Source organism: Aeromonas sp. SER, from assembly GCF_038739615.1.
Taxonomy (GTDB): Bacteria; Pseudomonadota; Gammaproteobacteria; order Enterobacterales; family Aeromonadaceae; genus Aeromonas; species Aeromonas jandaei.
Genome location: NZ_JBCGFC010000017.1, coordinates 1 through 19,130, shown reverse-complemented (window position 1 = coordinate 19,130; position 19,130 = coordinate 1). Strand labels below are relative to the sequence as shown.

The following is a 19,130-nucleotide window of genomic DNA, read 5'->3' as shown; positions in this document are numbered from 1 at the left end:
AAGGCCACCACCCTGTTTGCGGTGGTGGCCTTTTTGTTTGGTTGATTAACGGGCCAACAGCCGGGCTGGATAGCCTGTTGGCTGGTTGTTTGAGTCAGCCGATCTACTGCGCAGAGTCCTTGACGATCCCCTCGACCCGCACCTGCAGGCTCCCTTGCGCCAGGGTGGTGATGAGCTGGTCGCCACTGTTGACCTGATCGGCGCGGCTAATGACTTCGCCACGCGCAGTGCGGGTGATGGAGTAGCCGCGACCGAGAGTAGCGAGCGGGCTCACCCCGTCGAGGCGGGCGGTGAGCATGGCGAGGCGGTGACTGGCAAGGTCCTGGCGCTTGGCAATCAGGGCATAGAGCCGCTCCTCGGCCAACTGGTGGCGACGCTTGCCAACTGCCAAGAGGCGCTCCGGACTCTTGCCCTGCAGGCGCAGCTCAAGGTTGGTGAGGCGCCGCTCTCCCTGATGCAGCCGCTGGCGCAATAGCTGCTGCAAACGGGTGGAGAGCTCGTCGAGGCGCTGGGACTGTTGCTCCAGCCGCCGTTTTGGATCCTGATGGTCGAGCCGCTTTTGCAGCAGGATGAAATCGTGGCGGGCGGCGGTCTGCTGGCGGCTCATCGCCTGCAGCAGTCGCTGCTTGAGGTGAACGAGACGCTGGGCACGGGCGCTCTGATCCGGCGCCACCAGCTCGGCGGCGGCCGATGGGGTAGGGGCACGCAAGTCGGCGGCAAAGTCGCTGATGGTGACATCCACCTCGTGACCCACCGCGCTCACCACTGGTATGGCAGAATGGGCAATGGCGCGCGCCACCGCCTCTTCGTTGAAGCACCAGAGATCTTCGAGCGAGCCGCCGCCGCGCCCGACGATCAGCACATCCACCTCGGCGCGCTGGTTCGCTTTGGCGATCGCCGCGACGATCTGGCTGATGGCGGCGCTCCCCTGAACCTGAGTCGGGTAGATAAAGACCGGCAGATCCGGCGCGCGCCGTTTAAGCACCGTCAGCATATCGTGCAGGGCGGCGCCGGTGGCGGAGGTGACAAGGCCCACCGCTCGCGGTTCACGGGGCAGCGGCCGCTTGCGGCTTTCGTCAAACAGCCCCTCGGCGCCGAGGCGGCGCTTGAGCTCTTCAAAACGCAGGGCCAATACGCCATCGCCCGCCGGCTGCATCGACTCGATGATCAGCTGGTAGTCGCCGCGCGGCTCATAGAGGGAGACCCTCGCCTGCACCAGCACCTGCATGCCATCCTGCGGGCGGAAGGCCACCCGCCGGTTGTTGCCCTTGAACATGGCGCAGCGCACCTGCGCCGACATGTCCTTGAGGGAGAAGTACCAGTGGCCGGAACTTGGCATCGCCAGATTGGAGAGTTCGCCGGTCAGCCACACCAGCCCCAGATCCTGCTCCAGGATCATGCGCACGGCGCTGTTGAGGCGGGTGACGGTAAAGACCTGCTGCTCGCGGCTGTTCGCCGCACTGGATGAGGTAAATCGGTTCAATGGCGTACCTGTGGTCTGCCCCGGTGGGGCCGGGATAAAACGATGGCCGCTATCTTACCCCAGCACGGGGCAGGTGCCGAGCCTCTATCGGCCCGAGCACCCGATATCGCCCTTGCAGGGCTTTCATTCGTTTTGTGGCTGGCTGACAAACGCGATCTTGTGCAGGCCGTGGCGAGACGCCGCTGCCATGACGTTGGCGATGGTGCCATATTCGACCCGTCGGTCGATGCGCAGCTGGATCTCGGGTAACTCGCCGGGAGCTTTGCTGGCGCTCTCCATGCGGGCCAGCAGCGCCGCTTCATCCACCTCCTGCTCGTTCCAGTAGGTTTTGCCCGCGCTGTCGATGGAGAGGGTGATCTCCTCCGGTTTGAGCTGATTGAGCTGGCTGCTCGCCTTGGGCAGATCGAGTTTGACCGCATTGGTGAGCAGGGGGGCGGTGATCATAAAGACGATAAGCAGCACCAGCATCACGTCGATCATCGGGATCATGTTGATTTCGCTGAGGGGCTGCTCATCCTCATCGCCGGGCAGGGAACCGAATGCCATTATTGGCCTCCCGTTTTGGCTGAGCGCCGGGCAAGGCGGGTGACATTGCTGGCAGCCGGTTCAAAACCGGTCAGCAGCAGGGCAAACAGGTCGTGGGCAAAGGCATCCAGCTCAGCCATTTTCAGGCGGTTGCGTCGCACGAAGAAGTTGTAGACCAGCACGGCGGGCAGGGCGACAGCCAGACCAAAGCCGGTCATGATCAGTGCCTCGCCAACCGGGCCGGCTACCTTGTCGAGACTGCTTTGGCCGGCGGCGCCGATGGCAAGCAGGGCGTGATAGATGCCCCAGACGGTGCCAAACAGTCCGATAAAGGGGGCAGCAGATCCCACCGAGGCGAGAAAGGCGAGCCCCTGCTCCAGCCGTATCTTCTCCTGAGCGAGCCCCTGACGCAGGGCGCGCAGCAGATACTCGTCAGGGGATCCCAGACCCAGTGAGCGGGGGCGGGCATCGGCTCGTTCCAGCTGGCCGATGGCTATCAGCGCCGCATTGGTCAAGCGGCTATAGGCGTCTTGCGGGATCTCTTTGGCCAGTCGCTGCTCCATCTGTTGCACGTTCTCGTGTTGCCAGAACTGCTCGACAAACTGTTTGCCAAGGCGTCGCTCGCGCCAGGCAAACCAGAGCTTGAGCAGAGCAAAGTAACAGGTGCCGAGCGACATCAGTACCAGCAGCACAAATGGCAACAGGCCAACGCCGCTGTTTTGCGTGAGCAGATGGGCGAGCCCCATCCCGTTGTTGGCAATCTCCGGATCCATGGTTAACCCCTTATCTGAAAAATGATGGTGACTCTTGCCCAGGCCGCGATGGCCACGTTGTTCTGTTTGCCGGGAATAAAGCGCCAGCGGCTGACGGTGCGGCGCGCCTCTCTGTCGAGTCGGTAATACCCGCTGCTCTGATCGATCTCCACCGAGCTTGCCGTGCCATCGGCGTTGACCCGTACCTTGAGGATGACCCGACCCTCTTCCCCCCGACTGCGCGACTCGTAGGGGTAGGGGGGCTCGGGATTGTGCAGGGAGGGATCTCGCGCAATGGGGGCGCTGCTGCCAGTGGTGGCGTGTTGGCTGCCGCTGCCTGTCGGAGCTGTGGAGTGGCTGCTGCCTGTATTCGAACTGTTGTCGGTGAGCGGGCTCACGGGCATCGCGGAAGGCGTTTGCGATTGATGGCTGACCGCTGATCCAGCCGGTTTGGCGGCTGCATGGGCAACCGGTTTGACGATCGGTTTGCTGACCTTCTTGTTTAACGCCTTTTTGGGGGAGGCAGGCCGAACCTGCTTCGCCGCAGGTTTCGCGGTTGGCGCTGCCTTTCTGGCCGGTTGTTTGGCAGTCGTGCTTTCACCAGCCCAGCGAGCGGAGAGGGTGATCTGCAGGGGCTGGGCAACAGGTGCGGGAGAGTGATCATAGGCAAACCAGAAGATGGCAGAGTGCAGCACAATGGCCATGGCCAGACAGATAAGCTTGGCAGGCCCGATAGCACTATCCATTGGCAGCGAGATTGGCTCCGATCCTAGATAGCTGGACGCCATGACCTGATTCCCTTCCTGAACGTCATATTGATACTCAAATGGCAAGTTATGAGACGCCCGACCCGGCGTAAAGGCCGCTAGCTTGCCTCACTCGATAGTCAGCAAACAATAACTATTATCAATCGCGTTTTAATCGGTTTGGCTTGATGAGAGGCAGAATGATTGACGCTCAATGCGGCGCTTCGTCGGTGTTAAAAGCCCTCTTGTCAGCCTGCTGCCTGTTACAAGAGGGCTTTTGATTCTGTTCCTGATGATGCCGATGGTGCCGTGTCAAAGCTCCAGCAATACCCCCAGCTCCACCACCCGGTTGGCCGGAATATGGAAGAAATCGGTCGCCTTGAGGGCGTTGCGATTCATCCAGACAAACAGCCCCTCGCGCCAGCGGGCCATGCCCGGAATATCGGTGCTGACCAGATTTTCGTGCGAAAGGAAGAAGGAAGTCTGGCTCATGGCGACTTTAAGGTCGTGCTGGGCACAGGCTTGAAAGATCTCCTCCATGTCGGGGGTCTCCTTGTAGCCAAAATGGGCCACCACTTGCCAAAAACCATCCCCGAGCTGTTTGAGTTGGACCCGTTCGCTAAAGGCGAGCCAGGGTTCATCCTTGATGCGAACGGTGAGGAAAATGATCCGTTCATGCAGGATCTTGTTGTGTTTGAGATTGTGCAGCATGGCGTGGGGCACCACCTGCTCCGAGCGCGACAAGAACACGGCTGTACCCGGCACCCGCAGCGGCGGGTGCTCAAGCATGTTGTCGACAAAGCGGGTCAGGGCAAACGACTTGTTCTCCAGTTTGTCGAGCACCAGCTCGCGCCCCCGCTTCCAGGTAGTCATCACCAGAATGGCGAGCAGGGCAAACAGAATGGGAAGCCAGCCGCCCGCCAGCAGCTTGGTGCTGTTGGCGGCAAAGAAGGTGGCGTCTACCAGCAGCAGCGGCGCGCACACCAGCGCAATCAGCCAGCGTGGCCACTTCCAGCGCGTGGCGGCTACCACCATCAGCAGCAGGGTAGTGAGCACCATGGTACCGGTGACGGCGATACCGTAGGCGGCGGCCAGATTGCTGGAGGTCTGGAACCAGAGGATCACGATGACAATTCCCGCCAGCAGCAACCAGTTCACCAGCGGCAGGTAGATCTGGCCAATCTCCCGCTCGGAGGTGTGGCGGATCTCCTGACGCGGCAGATAGCCGAGCAGGATCGCCTGACGCACCACCGAGTAGGTGCCGGAGATAACCGCCTGCGAGGCGATGACGGTCGCCATGGTGGCCAGCACCAGCAGTGGCAGGGTGAGCCAGGAGGGGGCGAGCAGGTAGAAGGGGTTCTCGACGGCGGCGGGATTGCGCAGCAGCAACGCGCCTTGACCGAAATAGTTGAGCAGCAGGGCCGGCATCACCAGCGAGCCCCACGCCAGCCGGATGGCACCGCGGCCAAAGTGACCCATGTCGGCGTAGAGCGCCTCCGTGCCCGTCACGCAGAGCACCACGGCGCCCAGGGTAATGAAAGCAACACCGGGTCGCTCGACAATAAAATCAATGGCATAAAGCGGATTGATGGCCTGCAGAATGACCGGATTCTGGATGATCTCGATGGCTCCCAGCAGGGCCAGCACGCCAAACCAGAGCAGCATGATGGGGCCGAACAACTGGCCTATCCCCGCTGTGCCGTAATGTTGGGCGCCAAAGAGAATGACCAGCACGATCAGGGTCACTGGGAGCACAAAGGGGGCGAGATCCGGGGCGATCACCTCCAGCCCCTCGACGGCGGACAGTACCGAGATGGCGGGAGTGATCACCGCATCCCCGGCAAAAAGTCCCACCCCGACCAGGCCAAGCAGCATGGCGATAGCACGGGCGCGGGGCGAGAGGCGGCGCGATGCCAGCGAGGCGAGGGTCAGCACACCCCCTTCGCCCTTGTCGTCGGCACTCAGCACCAGCAGCACATATTTGAACGAGACCACCACCATGATGGTCCAGAAGAAGAGGGAGATGAGGGAGAGAACCTCCTGCGGGCCCGGCTGCAAGCCGATGTGGCCGGCAAAGCACTCCTTGAGGGCATAGAGCGGGCTGGTGCCCAGATCGCCGTAGACGACCCCGAGCGCTGCCAGCGTGATCGCCGCCCGTCCTTGGTAAAGCTGTCGACTCATCATGAAATTCCATTTCAATTCAGCGTGTTAGTCATGATACGCAAGAGTCGGATGCAAAGGAACAGGATTATCGGGAAAGCACTTGCCGGCACGAAAACGGGCAATTTTTGCACCAGTGAAACCACCAAGGCAGACAACGTTTCGTTGGTGCAACAGTGCAGTTTTATGCCTCCGAAGTGTGGCAATAGTGTGGCAATAACGGGGATGTGACTGCCTCTCCGAATCGGTGATTTTCGCTCTGGATTGCGGCTGTTTTTACCGGGAAAAGTGGTGAAAAAATAAGCTATTTGGCGGCACTGTTCGGGTGGTTTTGACAGGGGGAATGGGATCCATTCTGACCGCGCTGAGAGGGGCGTATGGCAGAGTCGCAGGTTGCATAAAACACCACTTTGCCAACTCTTTTGCCCCGAAATGGCGGTTTTCGTACTGATAATCTTGGTTTTTTGGCGTTTTGGCCTCCTAAATGAGGGCTACGCCATAAAAAATTCAAAAAACTTCTTTACCAGTGACCAATCCGTGAGTAAACTTCGTCGGCAATATTTTACACCCCCACTTCCTCAACGGTGAGATATTGCCATGCTCAGGATTGCCAAAGAAGCGTTAACCTTCGACGATGTACTGTTGGTTCCCGCCCACTCCGAAGTTCTTCCCAATACTGCCGATCTGCGTACCAAGCTGACCTCCGCCATCAGCTTGAACATCCCGATGATTTCCGCTGCTATGGACACAGTGACCGAAGCCCGTCTGGCTATCGCACTGGCCCAGGAAGGCGGTATCGGCTTTATCCACAAGAACATGTCCATCGAGCAGCAGGCTGCCGAAGTGCGCAAGGTCAAGAAGTACGAGAGCGGCGTGGTCACTGACCCCGTTACCGTGCGCCCTGACATGACCATCGCCCAAATCAAGGAGCTGAGCCACAAGAACGGCTTCGCCGGTTACCCTGTGGTGACTGACGGCAATCAGCTGGTCGGTATCATCACCGGCCGTGACGTGCGCTTCGTGATTGACCTCTCCCAGACCGTTGAACAGATCATGACCCAGAAAGATCGTCTGGTCACCGTGCGTGAAGGGGCCCCTCGCGAAGAGGTGGTTGCCCTGATGCAAAAGCACCGTATCGAAAAAGTGCTGGTGGTGAACGCCGACTTCAAACTCAAGGGCATGATCACCGTTAAAGATTTCCAGAAAGCCGAGCGCAAGCCCCACGCCTGTAAAGATGACAAGGGTCGTCTGCGGGTCGGTGCTGCCGTTGGTGCCGGTGCCGGCAACGAAGAGCGCGTCGCTGCGCTGGTGGAAGCCGGTGTTGACGTGCTGCTGATCGACTCCTCCCACGGCCACTCCCAGGGTGTGCTGGATCGCATCAAAGCCACCCGCGAAGCCTATCCGGATCTGCAGATCATCGGTGGCAACGTCGCGACCGCCGCTGGCGCCAAGGCGCTGGTTGCTGCCGGCGTCAACGCCGTCAAGGTCGGTATCGGCCCGGGCTCCATCTGTACTACCCGTATCGTAACCGGCGTGGGCGTGCCCCAGATCACCGCCATCTCCGATGCCGTTGATGCGCTGGAAGGCACCGGTGTACCGGTTATCGCCGACGGCGGCATCCGCTTCTCCGGCGACATCGCCAAGGCCATCGCCGCGGGCGCCAGCTGCGTCATGGTCGGCTCCATGTTCGCCGGTACTGAAGAAGCGCCGGGCGAGATCGAGCTCTATCAGGGTCGCTCCTTCAAATCCTACCGTGGCATGGGCTCTCTGGGCGCCATGTCCAAAGGCTCCAGCGACCGCTACTTCCAGACCGACAACGCCGCCGACAAGCTGGTACCGGAAGGTATCGAAGGTCGCGTGCCTTATAAAGGTCGCCTCAAAGAGATCATCCACCAGCAGATGGGCGGCCTGCGCTCCTCCATGGGCCTGACCGGCAGCGCCACCATCGACGACATGCGCACCAAGGCTGAATTCGTGCGCATCTCCGGCGCCGGGATGAAAGAGTCCCACGTCCACGATGTGACCATTACCAAAGAAGCCCCCAACTATCGGATGGGCTGATAAAACGGGGCCCTGCGCCCCGTTTTTCCACCCTTTTTTTATCCCGTGCCCTTTGTGACAACATCAGCCTGATGCAGGAATAAAATGACTAAAGACATTCACCAGCACCGTATCCTTATCCTCGACTTCGGTTCCCAGTACACCCAGCTGATCGCCCGCCGCGTGCGCGAAATCGGCGTTTACTGCGAACTGTGGGCCTGGGACGTAACCGAAGAGCAGATCCGCGAATTCAATCCGAGCGGCATCATCCTCTCCGGCGGCCCCGAGTCCGTCACCGAAGCGGGCAGCCCGCGCGCCCCCGAGTATGTGTTCAACGCCGGTGTCCCTGTGTTCGGTATCTGCTACGGCATGCAGACCATGGCCGAGCAGCTGGGTGGCAAGGTGCAATCCTCCACCGAGCGTGAATTCGGTTACGCCAAGGTCGAAGTGCTGGGCGAGGCTGGCAAGAGCAGCGCCCTCTTGCGCAACATCGAAGATGCCATCGCCGACAACGGCAATGCCCTGCTGGATGTCTGGATGAGCCACGGTGACAAGGTCACCACCATTCCGGCCGACTTCACCACCATCGCCCGGACCCCGACCTGCCCGCACGCGGCCATGGCCAACGAAGCCAAGCGTTTCTACGGCGTGCAGTTCCACCCGGAAGTGACCCACACCCGTCAGGGTGCCCGCATGCTGGAGCACTTCGTCAAAGACATCTGCGGCTGCGAATGCCTCTGGACACCGGCCACCATCATCGACGACGCCGTTGCCCGCATCCGCGAGCAGGTGGGTGACGATGAAGTGATCCTCGGCCTCTCCGGCGGTGTCGACTCCTCCGTAGTTGCCATGCTGGTGCACCGCGCCATCGGCGATCGCCTGACCTGCGTCTTCGTGGACAACGGCCTGCTGCGCCTGAACGAAGGCACCCAGGTGATGGAGATGTTTGGCGATCACTTTGGCCTCAACATCGTCAAGGTCGATGCCGAAGAGCGCTTCCTCTCCGCGCTAGCGGGTGAGGCTGAGCCGGAAGCCAAGCGCAAGATCATCGGCCGCGTCTTTGTCGAAGTGTTTGACGATGAAGCGAAAAAGCTGAAAAACGCCAAGTGGCTGGCGCAAGGCACCATCTATCCGGACGTTATCGAATCTGCTGCCAGCAAGACCGGCAAGGCCCACGTCATCAAGTCTCACCACAACGTCGGCGGCCTGCCGGAAGAGATGAAGATGGGTCTGGTCGAGCCGCTGCGCGAGCTGTTCAAAGATGAAGTGCGCCGCGTTGGCCTCGAGCTGGGTCTGCCTTACGACATGCTCTACCGTCACCCGTTCCCGGGCCCGGGTCTGGGCGTGCGCGTCCTTGGCGAAGTGAAGAAAGAGTACTGCGATATTCTGCGCCGCGCCGATGCGGTCTTTATCGAAGAGCTGCGCAAAGCCGACCTCTACAACCAGGTCAGCCAGGCGTTCGCCGTGTTCCTGCCGGTGCGCTCCGTTGGCGTGATGGGCGATGGTCGCAAATATGACTGGGTTATTGCCCTGCGCGCCGTCGAAACCATCGACTTCATGACCGCCCACTGGGCTCACCTGCCGTACGACTTCCTCGGTCACGTATCGAATCGCATCATCAACGAGATCAACGGTATCTCCCGCGTGGTGTACGACGTCTCCGGCAAGCCGCCCGCAACCATCGAATGGGAATAAGCGGCGCGCGCCCTGCTGCCCATCGAGCATAAAAATGCAAAAAAGACGCCCTTGCGGCGTCTTTTCTTTTTCCAATCGTTTGCGCCGCAATTTTCTGCCCGCTAGCAGCTTTGCCCCGGCGCGCCCCTGTCACATCTAACAGGAGGCGATTTTTGGCATCGGCACTAGGCTCTTTCATGCCCATTGCGACCGGTCCCTGATGATACAGCGCCAGCAAGCCTTATCAGACAAGGCGGGTGGCAACAGGGCCGAGATGCGGCAAAGGGGAGTCAGCGTGCCAACCGGTAGCGACTCCCGGTGGAGACCGGAAACCACTTGAATCAACGGGGCGCAGCCCGATCGGCCAAACGAGTCGGGATCATAGAGCACGGAGAGTTTGATATGTCAGAACAAGCAGTGTTGGTAGGTGGATGGACCGCATATCACAAGCTGACCGCCGAGGATCAGGCAGTGTTCAACCAGGCGATGAAAGGTTTTGTCGGGGTACAGTACACCCCCTTTGAAGTCTCCACCCAGGTGGTGGCTGGTACCAACTACCGCTTCAAGTGCAAGAGCACTGTGCCGCTCGCCCAGCCGATCCATGGCGAAGCCGTGGTGCAGATCTTCCAGTCTCTGGATGGCTCGGCCCATATCACCTCCATTACCCCGATCTGATCGGGTTGCGGGCAAGGCGGGGAGGGGGAAAGCTCCTAACCGGTTTGGCCCACATCTCAGTGATACGAAAGACGCCTTAGGGCGTCTTTCTTATTTCCACCACCAGTTACCTCTGATGCGTGGTCAGCATTTGTACTTATTGATTAATTTGTTGATCTTGCTCAGGAAAATGCTACCTCATTCTTTCCTTATCTACCTTGTTAGCTAGGATTGTCGTTTGGAGTTGGCTTCTATGGGGTCACCTACTAAGTAAGGCAAAGCAACATCATAGGTCGTACGTAACAAGCTTCGAAGTAGCCGTGAGGTAGCGTACGTGAATCTACTCACCTACCAGTGATATTATTGTAACACTTTGATTTAAAATTGATTTTTTGATGTGATTATGGAGATGAAGCTGAGTTATACGAAAAGCTCTGCTATTAGATTAGTGCAGCCTTCCATCTAAACACTGTTCGCCAATACATGAGAGTTACCTTTACATGTCAAAAGAAACCCGTCTAAATCGTTGTAAAGCGCTTTACGAGCAATTTCTTTCCCTAAATCCAAGAGAGCTTGAGACATTTCCTCAAGCATACTCTGACTTCGATGGATTAAGTCTTGAGGAAACTAAGAAAACACTACGTTTTGTATTAGAAGCTCTTGATGGTTTGAATTCCAACGATGCATGGGGCGACTTGACATGGCATGCCTACAACACAATCGAGGGATTAATTCAAAACGTCAACAACTTGTATGCGCAATTACGGACTTCCCGCGATCAGACGTCATTCCAGAATTTCGCGCAGAATCTCGATTCACTCGCATATCACCTTCGAATGTTCGGAGTCCCATTTTTGTCCGTAGGGGGAGCGTATCTCGAGAAGACCTCCGCTAGCCTTACTACGGAATTGGATCGCTTGATTGCGACACGAACCGAAGTTGAGAAATTACGGGACGAAGTCAAAATCTTAATTACTCCAGCAGTCGCTGGATCTCTGTCACAAGCATTTACTGCTCGTAAAGACATACTCTTGCGAGGCCGAATTGCTTGGGGATTAATCGCTTTACTAATCGGTGCGTACTGCATTCACGCAACTTACGGCTTTGCTACTGCGGTAGGTGATGCTCTCATCAACTCAAATCCAGCGGGATCGCAAAATGATCTGATTTGGCTTTCAGTCTTAATCAGGTCTGTGATCTTACTTCCACTCTATGCTGCATTCGGTTTCTCATTCGCGCAATACAAGAAGGAACGCGACTTCGAGGAAGAGTACGCGCACAAGGCTGCTGTCGCTACGTCTCTCCCAAACTATGGTGACCTTACACGTGAGCCTGCTGTTCGAGACCAAATAGTCACAGGGGCCACTAATGTAATTTTTTCATCACCCACGTCAAAGCACATTGAATCTGAAAAGCAGGAAAAAATTCTTGGCGGTGTAAAGGATATTTTCGACTCAGTCTCTAAGCTCATCCCTCGCAAGGACTAATGCTTTGGCTAACCAATCATTCCAATGGACCTCACGCATGAAACTGGTGAATTCAAACGTTATGAGACGTTGAGGGTACATGAAATTAATAGAGGTTTCTTTATCTGTATGAGCAGCTGGTTGTGTTGCTGCTATAGCCCGTAGGGTGCAATGAAATTGCACCTCTACTTTTGTTCCTCATACCTTGCACAAAAGCCGCTCGGCAAACGGTGCAATGCGCTGCGCTTATTGCACCCTACGTCTCTTCGTCAATTCGCTGGGATGGTGTGGCTGAGCGCTGAGCTTTGCCAAAGTAACAAAAGGGGCGATCTGCGCCCCAAATTCTTTATAATGCCCCCCTTTAAAATCGCCGGACCCGGGTTCGGCGCGCGCTGATGGTCGCTGTGCCATCAGGCAGGTCATCAGGATTGAGAAACGGTTATGCATACTCTGGAACAGCTGCGCGCGGGTGAACTGTGCGGCGCCCGCCATCTGAAGCTCTCTGAAAATCTGACGGAGTTCCCCCACGAGATTTTGAGCCTGAAAGAGACGCTGGAGGTGCTGGATCTCACCGGCAACCAGCTAAGCGCGCTCCCTGACGAGCTGGCCGGGTTTGGCAAACTGCGCATCATCTTCTGCTCCGAGAACCGCTTTACCGAGCTGCCCGAGGTGCTGGGGCGCTGCCCGGCGCTCACCATGGTGGGCTTTAAGGCCAACCGGATTGCCACCGTGTCGGCCAAGGCGCTGCCCGCCGGTTTGCGCTGGCTGATCCTGACCGATAACGCAATTGAACGGCTGCCCGATGAGCTGGGCCAGTGCGACGCCCTGCAAAAGCTGATGCTGGCGGGTAACCGCCTGCGCGAGCTGCCGGCCAGCCTTGCCAACTGCCGCAAGCTGGAGCTGCTGCGCATCGCCGCCAACCGCATCGAACGCTTCCCCGAGTGGCTGCTGTCGCTGCCGCGCCTTTCCTGGCTTGCCTACTCCGGCAACCCCTTTAGCGAGGGGGCGGAGGCGCGCGCCATCAGCGATGAGCAGGTTGCCAGCTTGCCGTGGCAGCGCCTTGCGATCGGCGAGCTGTTGGGGCAGGGGGCCTCTGGCGTTATCCATCGCGCGGGCATGCGCTGTGAGCCGCTGATGGCCGAGCGGATAGCCGATGAGTCGAGCGATGCCATTGGCACGAGTGAGGTGGCGGTCAAGATCTTCAAGGGGGCGGTGACCAGCGATGGCTTGCCCCAGTGCGAGATGGCGGCGTCGCTGGCGGCAGGTGCTCACCCCAACCTGATCCCCGTCTTGGGGCGGGTGGCCGATCACCCCTCCGGCATGCCGGCGCTGGTGATGGCATTGATTGACCCGGCCTTTGCCAATCTGGCGGGGCCGCCGAGTCTGGCCTCCTGCACTCGCGATGTCTATGACGACGGGCTGCGCTTTACCCTGGCCGAGGCGTTGACATTGGCCCTGGGGATTGCTTCGGTGGCGGGTCATCTGCACCAGGCCGGCATCATGCACGGGGATCTCTACGGTCACAATATCCTCTTTACCCGCGGGCCCTCTGCCCACGCCCTGCTCGGCGATTTTGGCGCCGCCTCCCTCTATGACCTGCATGACCGCGAGCTGGCGCAGGGGCTGGAGCGACTGGAGGTACGCGCCTTTGGCTGTCTGCTGGAGGAGCTGTTGGCGCGCTGCGATGGCGATGTTGATGACGCGCAGCTTGCCGCTTTGCACCAGCTCACGGCGGCCTGCCTCTCTGAACTTCATGGCGAGCGGCCCGTTTTTGCCGAGATCGGCCATCAGCTCGCGGCGGCACGCAGCACCCTGTTGTGACCCTGCGGGCCTCTTCGGCCCTCTTAGGCCCTCTTAGGCCCGTTAAATCCTCCTCTTTTGCTCATCAATCATTACCAACCTATGCTGCTTTGGCATGGGTTTAAGCCCCTTTTTGCCTGCGGGAGAGGCCAGAGTACCCCGCTGGCCATCACGGGAGAGGCGGGTGCCGCCCGATAAAAAGCGTGGGCAGAGGGTTGCGTGGTGCCGGTTAAGTTGTGATATTGAGGCATCTTTTAGTAAGCATTCTTTAGTAAGCAATGGGGAATCATGATGGAAGCTGCGTTTTGGCATCAGCGTTGGGAAGAGAACCGGATTGGCTTTCATCAGGCAGATTTCAACCGCTGGCTGCAATCCTGGTGGTCGGCGCAGCAACCGGACGAGCCGGTGCTGGTGCCCCTGTGCGGCAAGTCTCGCGACATGCTCTGGCTGAGCGGGCAGGGTCATCCGGTCGATGGCTTCGAGCTCTCCTCCGTCGCCATCGCCAGCTTTTTCAGTGAAAACCACCTGAAGGCGACGGTGAGCGAGGTGGGCCCTTATCAGTGCCATCAGGTCGAGAGTTTGCGCATCTTCGAGGGGGATTTCTTTGCCGCCCCGGAGCTCGGTCGCCGCTATCGACTGGTCTATGACCGGGCGGCGCTGATCGCCCTGCCAACCGCGATGCGCCGCCAGTATGCGGCGCTGATGAGCCGGCTGGTGGAGGAGGGGGGCCAGATCTTGCTGGTGACCCTTGAATATCAGCCGGAGCAGCAGAGCCAGCCGCCCTTCTCGGTGGGCGAGATGGAGGTGCGGGCGCTGTTTGAACGGGACTTTCGGGTCGAGGTGCTGGGGCGGGCCTCCGAGGTGGATCACCCGCGAGTGCTCTCCGGTCAACTCTCCTATTTTGACGAAGTGGCCTATCGCCTGATCCGCCGTGCCTGACGGGCGGCAGATGGGCTGCAAAGGGTGATCCGGCAGGGCAAATGAGTCGTCAGGTGGACTCTTCGCTACCTCCTTTGACGTAGATCAACGTGGTTTTCGGGGGGAGTGCCTAAGATGTGGCTGTTTCTCAATCACTGTTGGCATTGTACGGCGAGTTCAAGGGGTTTCCTGCTTGCCTGTCATCAACTCAGTGTCTGATTTTCACGCTCATGTTCACTTTTGGCGGCTTTGTCGCAATTGTTATGGTTTTTCCAGCCGACCCTCGTGGGTCGGCTTTTTATTGGCTGCGATTTGCCGTGGAAGGAAAAACGGGGAGATGCGAGGCCTGATCAGGCCTCAAAGGTGGCGGCATTGAGCCGGAATGCTCGCGGGTCGTCGATAAACTGGCCGGTGATCCGCTCCTCGTGCTCGTGGCCCTGTCCGTAGCTGCAGAGGATCAGCCGATCGGAGGTGCGTGAACGCAGCTGGGTGATAAAGCGCACCAGATCGGCGCGCGTCAGCTTGCCCACCTCCTCGCAGACCCGTTCCCGTTGATCGAACCCCAAGTCCTTGTTGCCGATACTGACCCACAACCGCTGGCCGCGGCTGCGCAGATTGGCGTCGCGCTCGCTGAGCTGGGCCTGCAGCCCGGCCTTGCTCTCCTGCCACTGCTGCTCGGTAAATTCGAGCATGGCGAGCGGGAAGAGGTCGATAAACTCCTCCACCGCATCGAGCAGATGCTGGGGCCCCGCCACCGGCGACTGGATATAGAAGATGAGACCCGGATGGCGATTGAGCGGCAGGTTGCCTGCCCCCACCACATAACCGAGCTGCTGGCGGGTGCGCAGTTCGTGGAAGAAGGTGGAGGACATGATGTGGTTGGCCAGGGTAAAGCAGGCGAGATCCCGTGCCCGGGTGGTGCGGGACTGGTAGTAGACCAGGAGCGCCGAGTCTTCGTGCTCACAGCCCTGCTCGCGGATCAGGGTGCCCCTGTCCTGAATCGAGATAAGCGGGCGGCGGGTCTCGCCACTGGGCTTGCTGCTGGTGCCATTGATGTCGCTCAGGTGGCGCTCCATCAGCGCCGCCAGCTCCAGCGCCTCGGCCGCCGTCCAGTCGCCGTGCACCAGCGTCTCGATATGCACCTCGGCAAAGAGGCTCGCCACGAAGTCAGGCATCTCGGAGAGCTCGACGGTGCGCAGGTGGCGCAGCAGCTGCTCGAACGGCGGGTTGTTGGGTTGCAGCAAACTTGTGAGCTGGTTGAACAGCTGGGAGATGGGGCGCGCCTTGGACTGGTTGTCCCAGTTGCGAATGAGCGCCTCCTTGATCTCGCTAAAGCGGCCCGGATCGGGGTAACCCAGGGTGCGGTTGCCGAGGATCATGTCGAGCAGCAGCGGCTGCTTGTCGGCAAAGCCGCTCAGGTTGATGGTAAAGCCCCCCTGATGGGCATAGATCTGGTAACCAAGCCCCGCCAGCTCCGCCGGATAGGTGAGAGCGTTGAGGTGGTCGGCCAACAGCTCCACCGCGAGGCGCGCCATGGCGATGTGGCGCGGGCTTTTAACCGCGTGTTCGCTATCGATGGAGATATAGAGGTTGCCCTTGGGCACGCTAAAGAGGTGCTCGTGAAGGTGCCAGAGGCGAAAGCCGGGGCGATCGATAAGGCAGGCCGGCATCTCGGCGGCGATCTCCGGCGTGCGCGGATCGAGTCGGCTGCTGATAAAGGGGTTGGGCTTGGGCAGCGCCAGCGCCTTGTCCGGTTCGCTCTGCTGCCAGCGGATCTTCTCCGCCTCGGTGATGGTCGCCACACTGTAGGGGGTCTGATACCAGCGGGCCAGCCGGTCGGTGGTCACCTCCGGCGCTGTGATGGTCATGCGCAGGTTGTGCGGGGTGAGCTTGGCGAGGAAGCGACGGATCAGCGCCTCGTCATATTCGCGCATCATGTAGTCGCCGTAGAGCAGATCCTCCGGCTGGTAGCTAAAGAGGTTGAGCACCAGCCCCGAGACGGTATCGAGCGGGCGGCCGCGCTCCTGAAATCGGAATGCCGACTCAAGCACGGTGCGCTTCTCGTCGTAGCGCCAAGCCTGCAGCCCTGCTCGGTCGATAAGCTTGAGGTAGCCAAACAGGAAGGCCACGATCTCGTCCACATGTTCAAGGCCGAGCGGGGTGAGGCCGAAGTTGACGCCAAAATCCTTGAAGTTGGCGCCGCTGATGCCGCCGCCTGCCGAGAGCTGGTTGACCCAGCCTTTCGCTTTAAGCAGGGAGAGCAGGCTGCCATCCCCTTCATAGCCGATAAGGTGGCTCAGGAAGGTGAGGGGCTTTTTGTCATAAAAGGCGTCCACATTGGGCAGCGGGAAGGTGAGCGCCAGTTTGCGGGTCTCTTTCACCGGCTTGATCTGGATGCGGATGCCGAGGTCGTCGAGCCGGTAGAGTGGCATATCGAGAGTCGGCGTTCCCAAATTGCGATTCAAAATGGGAGCGAAATAGCGACAGCACCACTGCAACTGGGTGTCGATGTCGGCAGGCGACATCATCACCAGCGCCATGCGATCCGCGCTGTAGTGGCTCTCGTAGAAGTTGATGAGGTCGGAGCGCAGATCCCGTCCCGGCAGATCGGCCAGGGTATCGAGGTTGCCCACCGAAAACTTGGCAAAGGGGTGAGCGGGATTGACCGTCTCCTTGTGCACCTGATAGCTGCGGCGCACATCATCCTGCAGTTTGAGGCGGTATTCGGAGTCGACTGCGTTCCGCTCCTTGTCGACCCACTCCGGATCGAAGGTGGGGCAGATGAAGAACTGGGCGAACCGGTCGAGACCCGCCTCGAAGAAGCCGTTGTCGATCTCGAAAAAGAAGTTGGTGAACTCGGTGCCGGTCCAGGCGTTGTTGCTGCCGCCGTGACGGCTCATAAATTGCTGGTATTCACCTGGCTTGGGGTAGGTAGCGGTACCGAGAAAGAGCATGTGTTCGAGAAAGTGAGCCATCCCCTGCCGGTCGGCCGGATCGTCAAAATGGCCGGTATTGACCGCCAGAGAAGCGGCGGATTTATCGGTATCGGGATCGCAAATCAACAAGACCCTGAGCCGGTTTGCCAGCTCCAGATAGTGGTATTGCCGATGGTCATTGGGACTGGCATATGGGCTCATTGGTGGGCGACTCACGTTGGATTTATTTGAATTTAAACATGATTATCGACCCCGCTACCCAGTGAGGCAAACCCTTTTCTGAGAGGTAGCGCAATTGTTTCAACACCCGTGGCGGGGTAAGATCCCCCGGCTATCAAAACAGGCCCGTTGGGCGAGGTTGTAATGAAGATCTATATCATGCGTCATGGCCAGGCTGGCATGAATGCGAAAACTGATGAACAGCGTCCATTGACCGAGCAGGGCATTGAAGAGTCCCTTCTGATGGCCCGCTGGTTGGCGCCTCAGCTGACCGGTCGTATCGATCGGGTGATCCACAGCAACTATCTGCGCGCCCGCCAAACCTGGCAGACCATATGCAAGGAATTACCCGACGCCGTCGTGGTGGAGGAGAGCGGTGACATCACCCCCTATGGTGATCCCGCCTTTGTCTCCAGCTACCTGACCGCGCTGGCAGAACGGCATCAGCAGATCATGCTGGTGAGCCATCTGCCGCTGGTGGGATATCTGGTGCAGAACCTCTGTCCGGCCGCCGGAGCCCCCATGTTCGCCACCTCGGGCATTGCCTGCATCGAGTGGCACAATGGCAAAGGATCCTTGCTCTGGCTCGAAGGGCCGCATACAATAGGCTAAAAGTTAATAAAAAGTTATAGATTGAATTTTTTGGGAAGAGATGGGCGAGTTTTCCGGATTTTTATGATTATTTTACGGAATTAATTCGCAGAAGCTGCTGTCATACGGATACAACTGCAAGAGGTTGCAAACGATGAGAGTGTTCAAGAAGTACCTGCCACTGATGGTGGCAAAACACGTCAAAACCTTCTTTAAAGGTCGGATCTATATCCATGGTCGGGGGCGGTTTGATTTTCAGTCCGGTTTGTTGCTCATGCCGAGCCAGGCGGACATTCCCCACCGTCAGACAGTCACCGAGGTCAATGAGCTGATCTCCAGACTGCACATGGATGCGGCGTGATAATCTTCTGAGCGTGTTTCTGCACGGATATGCCCGCGTTATGCGGGCATATTTGTTTTTGTCGATCCGGTTTTCTCTCTCGTGCCTCCCTTGATGACGGCTTTGTTTCTCACCCGTTGCCCCCTATACTGCCTCGCTCAATTCTCGTTCGGGATGCCGGAGCCGTTGATGCCCCTTGCCTTTCTGTTCCCTCTCTCCTGCATTGCCATCTGGGCTGGCAATGGCGTCGTCAGCAAACTGGCGGTGGGTGTCTTGTCGCCCGCCGCGTTCGCCTGGTCCCGCTGGGTGGTGGCTGCGCTGGTTCTGACCCCTTTTCTGGCTCGCCGGGTATGGCGCGAGCGGGCCCGCCTGCGTGCCGGTATCTGGCAGATCGCCGCGCTGGCGCTGCTTGGCATGGTGCTAAACCAGACCTTCGGCTACTACGCGGCGCAAACCATGGGCGCCACCGAGATGGGGCTGATGATGGGGTTGACGCCGCTGCTCACCGTGTTGTTCAGCATCTGGTTGCTGCGCGAGCGTCCCACCTGGGGCGCCATCCTGGGGGCTCTGCTCTCCATCATGGGGCTGGCCATTTTGCTGGGGCAGGGGGATCCGACCCGGCTTTTTACCCACGGCATCCAGATTGGCTCGGTCTACATGCTGCTCTCGGCCGGCACCTATGCACTCTACAGCGTACTGCTCAAGAAGTGGGATCTGGGGCTCGACAACTGGTCGCTGCTCTACAGTCAGGTGCTCTGCAGCGTGGTGCTGCTGACCCCCTTCTATCTGCTGGTGGATGGTCAACTGCCCGAGGCGCGCGCGCTCT

At 59.1% G+C, this 19,130-nt stretch carries 15 protein-coding genes; 9 read left to right on the top strand and 6 right to left on the bottom strand.

Annotation, left to right across the window (positions count from 1 at the left end):
- Positions 1–103: 103 nt before the first annotated feature.
- From xseA to AAHA41_RS19715, 5 genes are all read right to left on the bottom strand, one after another.
- Positions 104–1,483 carry an exodeoxyribonuclease VII large subunit gene (xseA, locus tag AAHA41_RS19735; protein ID WP_323069074.1) on the bottom strand — a complete coding sequence of 460 codons (1,380 nt, stop codon included), beginning with the start codon at positions 1,481–1,483 and terminating at the stop codon, positions 104–106.
- Between the two features lie 123 nt (positions 1,484–1,606).
- Positions 1,607–2,029, bottom strand: a complete 423-nt coding sequence (locus tag AAHA41_RS19730; protein WP_323069075.1) for a biopolymer transporter ExbD — start codon at positions 2,027–2,029, stop codon at positions 1,607–1,609.
- Positions 2,029–2,781, bottom strand: a complete 753-nt coding sequence (locus AAHA41_RS19725) for a MotA/TolQ/ExbB proton channel family protein (RefSeq protein WP_323063009.1) — start codon at positions 2,779–2,781, stop codon at positions 2,029–2,031. The genes AAHA41_RS19730 and AAHA41_RS19725 overlap by 1 nt, the downstream gene beginning before the upstream one ends.
- A gap of 2 nt (positions 2,782–2,783) precedes the next feature.
- Entirely contained in the window at positions 2,784–3,548 is a 765-nt protein-coding gene (locus AAHA41_RS19720) for an energy transducer TonB (protein WP_323069076.1), read from the bottom strand.
- Between the two features lie 270 nt (positions 3,549–3,818).
- On the bottom strand, positions 3,819–5,705 hold the full coding sequence (locus AAHA41_RS19715; RefSeq protein ID WP_323069078.1) for a potassium transporter Kup: 1,887 nt from the start codon (positions 5,703–5,705) through the stop codon (positions 3,819–3,821).
- Positions 5,706–6,263: 558 nt separating this feature from the next.
- On the opposite strand from AAHA41_RS19715, the gene guaB reads away from it, so the two are divergent.
- From guaB to AAHA41_RS19685, 6 genes are all read left to right on the top strand, one after another.
- The gene (gene guaB, locus AAHA41_RS19710) at positions 6,264–7,727 is read left to right on the top strand and encodes an IMP dehydrogenase (protein WP_041207517.1); all 1,464 of its coding nucleotides are present in this window, start codon (positions 6,264–6,266) and stop codon (positions 7,725–7,727) included.
- A gap of 84 nt (positions 7,728–7,811) precedes the next feature.
- Positions 7,812–9,401, top strand: a complete 1,590-nt coding sequence (guaA, locus tag AAHA41_RS19705) for a glutamine-hydrolyzing GMP synthase (protein ID WP_201912361.1) — start codon at positions 7,812–7,814, stop codon at positions 9,399–9,401.
- A gap of 381 nt (positions 9,402–9,782) precedes the next feature.
- Positions 9,783–10,055, top strand: a complete 273-nt coding sequence (locus tag AAHA41_RS19700; RefSeq protein WP_033115211.1) for a hypothetical protein — start codon at positions 9,783–9,785, stop codon at positions 10,053–10,055.
- A 479-nt stretch (positions 10,056–10,534) separates the two neighbouring features.
- Positions 10,535–11,521: a hypothetical protein gene (locus AAHA41_RS19695; RefSeq protein WP_323069080.1), complete on the top strand. Its 987-nt coding sequence runs from the start codon at positions 10,535–10,537 to the stop codon at positions 11,519–11,521.
- Between the two features lie 420 nt (positions 11,522–11,941).
- Positions 11,942–13,321, top strand: a complete 1,380-nt coding sequence (locus AAHA41_RS19690; protein WP_323069081.1) for a leucine-rich repeat-containing protein kinase family protein — start codon at positions 11,942–11,944, stop codon at positions 13,319–13,321.
- A 270-nt stretch (positions 13,322–13,591) separates the two neighbouring features.
- Positions 13,592–14,239, top strand: coding sequence for a thiopurine S-methyltransferase (locus AAHA41_RS19685; RefSeq protein WP_323069113.1), 648 nt, complete (start codon positions 13,592–13,594; stop codon positions 14,237–14,239).
- Between the two features lie 329 nt (positions 14,240–14,568).
- On the opposite strand, the gene AAHA41_RS19680 is transcribed toward AAHA41_RS19685, so the two are convergent.
- Positions 14,569–17,355, bottom strand: coding sequence for an insulinase family protein (locus AAHA41_RS19680; RefSeq protein WP_201929664.1), 2,787 nt, complete (start codon positions 17,353–17,355; stop codon positions 14,569–14,571).
- Between the two features lie 162 nt (positions 17,356–17,517).
- Between AAHA41_RS19680 and sixA the strand changes: the two genes are divergently transcribed.
- The 3 genes from sixA to AAHA41_RS19665 all read left to right on the top strand — a co-directional run.
- On the top strand, positions 17,518–17,985 hold the full coding sequence (gene sixA / locus AAHA41_RS19675; protein ID WP_323069083.1) for a phosphohistidine phosphatase SixA: 468 nt from the start codon (positions 17,518–17,520) through the stop codon (positions 17,983–17,985).
- 133 nt (positions 17,986–18,118) lie between these two features.
- Positions 18,119–18,325, top strand: coding sequence for a DUF1107 domain-containing protein (locus tag AAHA41_RS19670; protein WP_026457339.1), 207 nt, complete (start codon positions 18,119–18,121; stop codon positions 18,323–18,325).
- A gap of 168 nt (positions 18,326–18,493) precedes the next feature.
- A partial coding sequence (locus tag AAHA41_RS19665; RefSeq protein ID WP_342697336.1) for a DMT family transporter occupies positions 18,494–19,130 on the top strand: 637 nt, incomplete at its 3' end.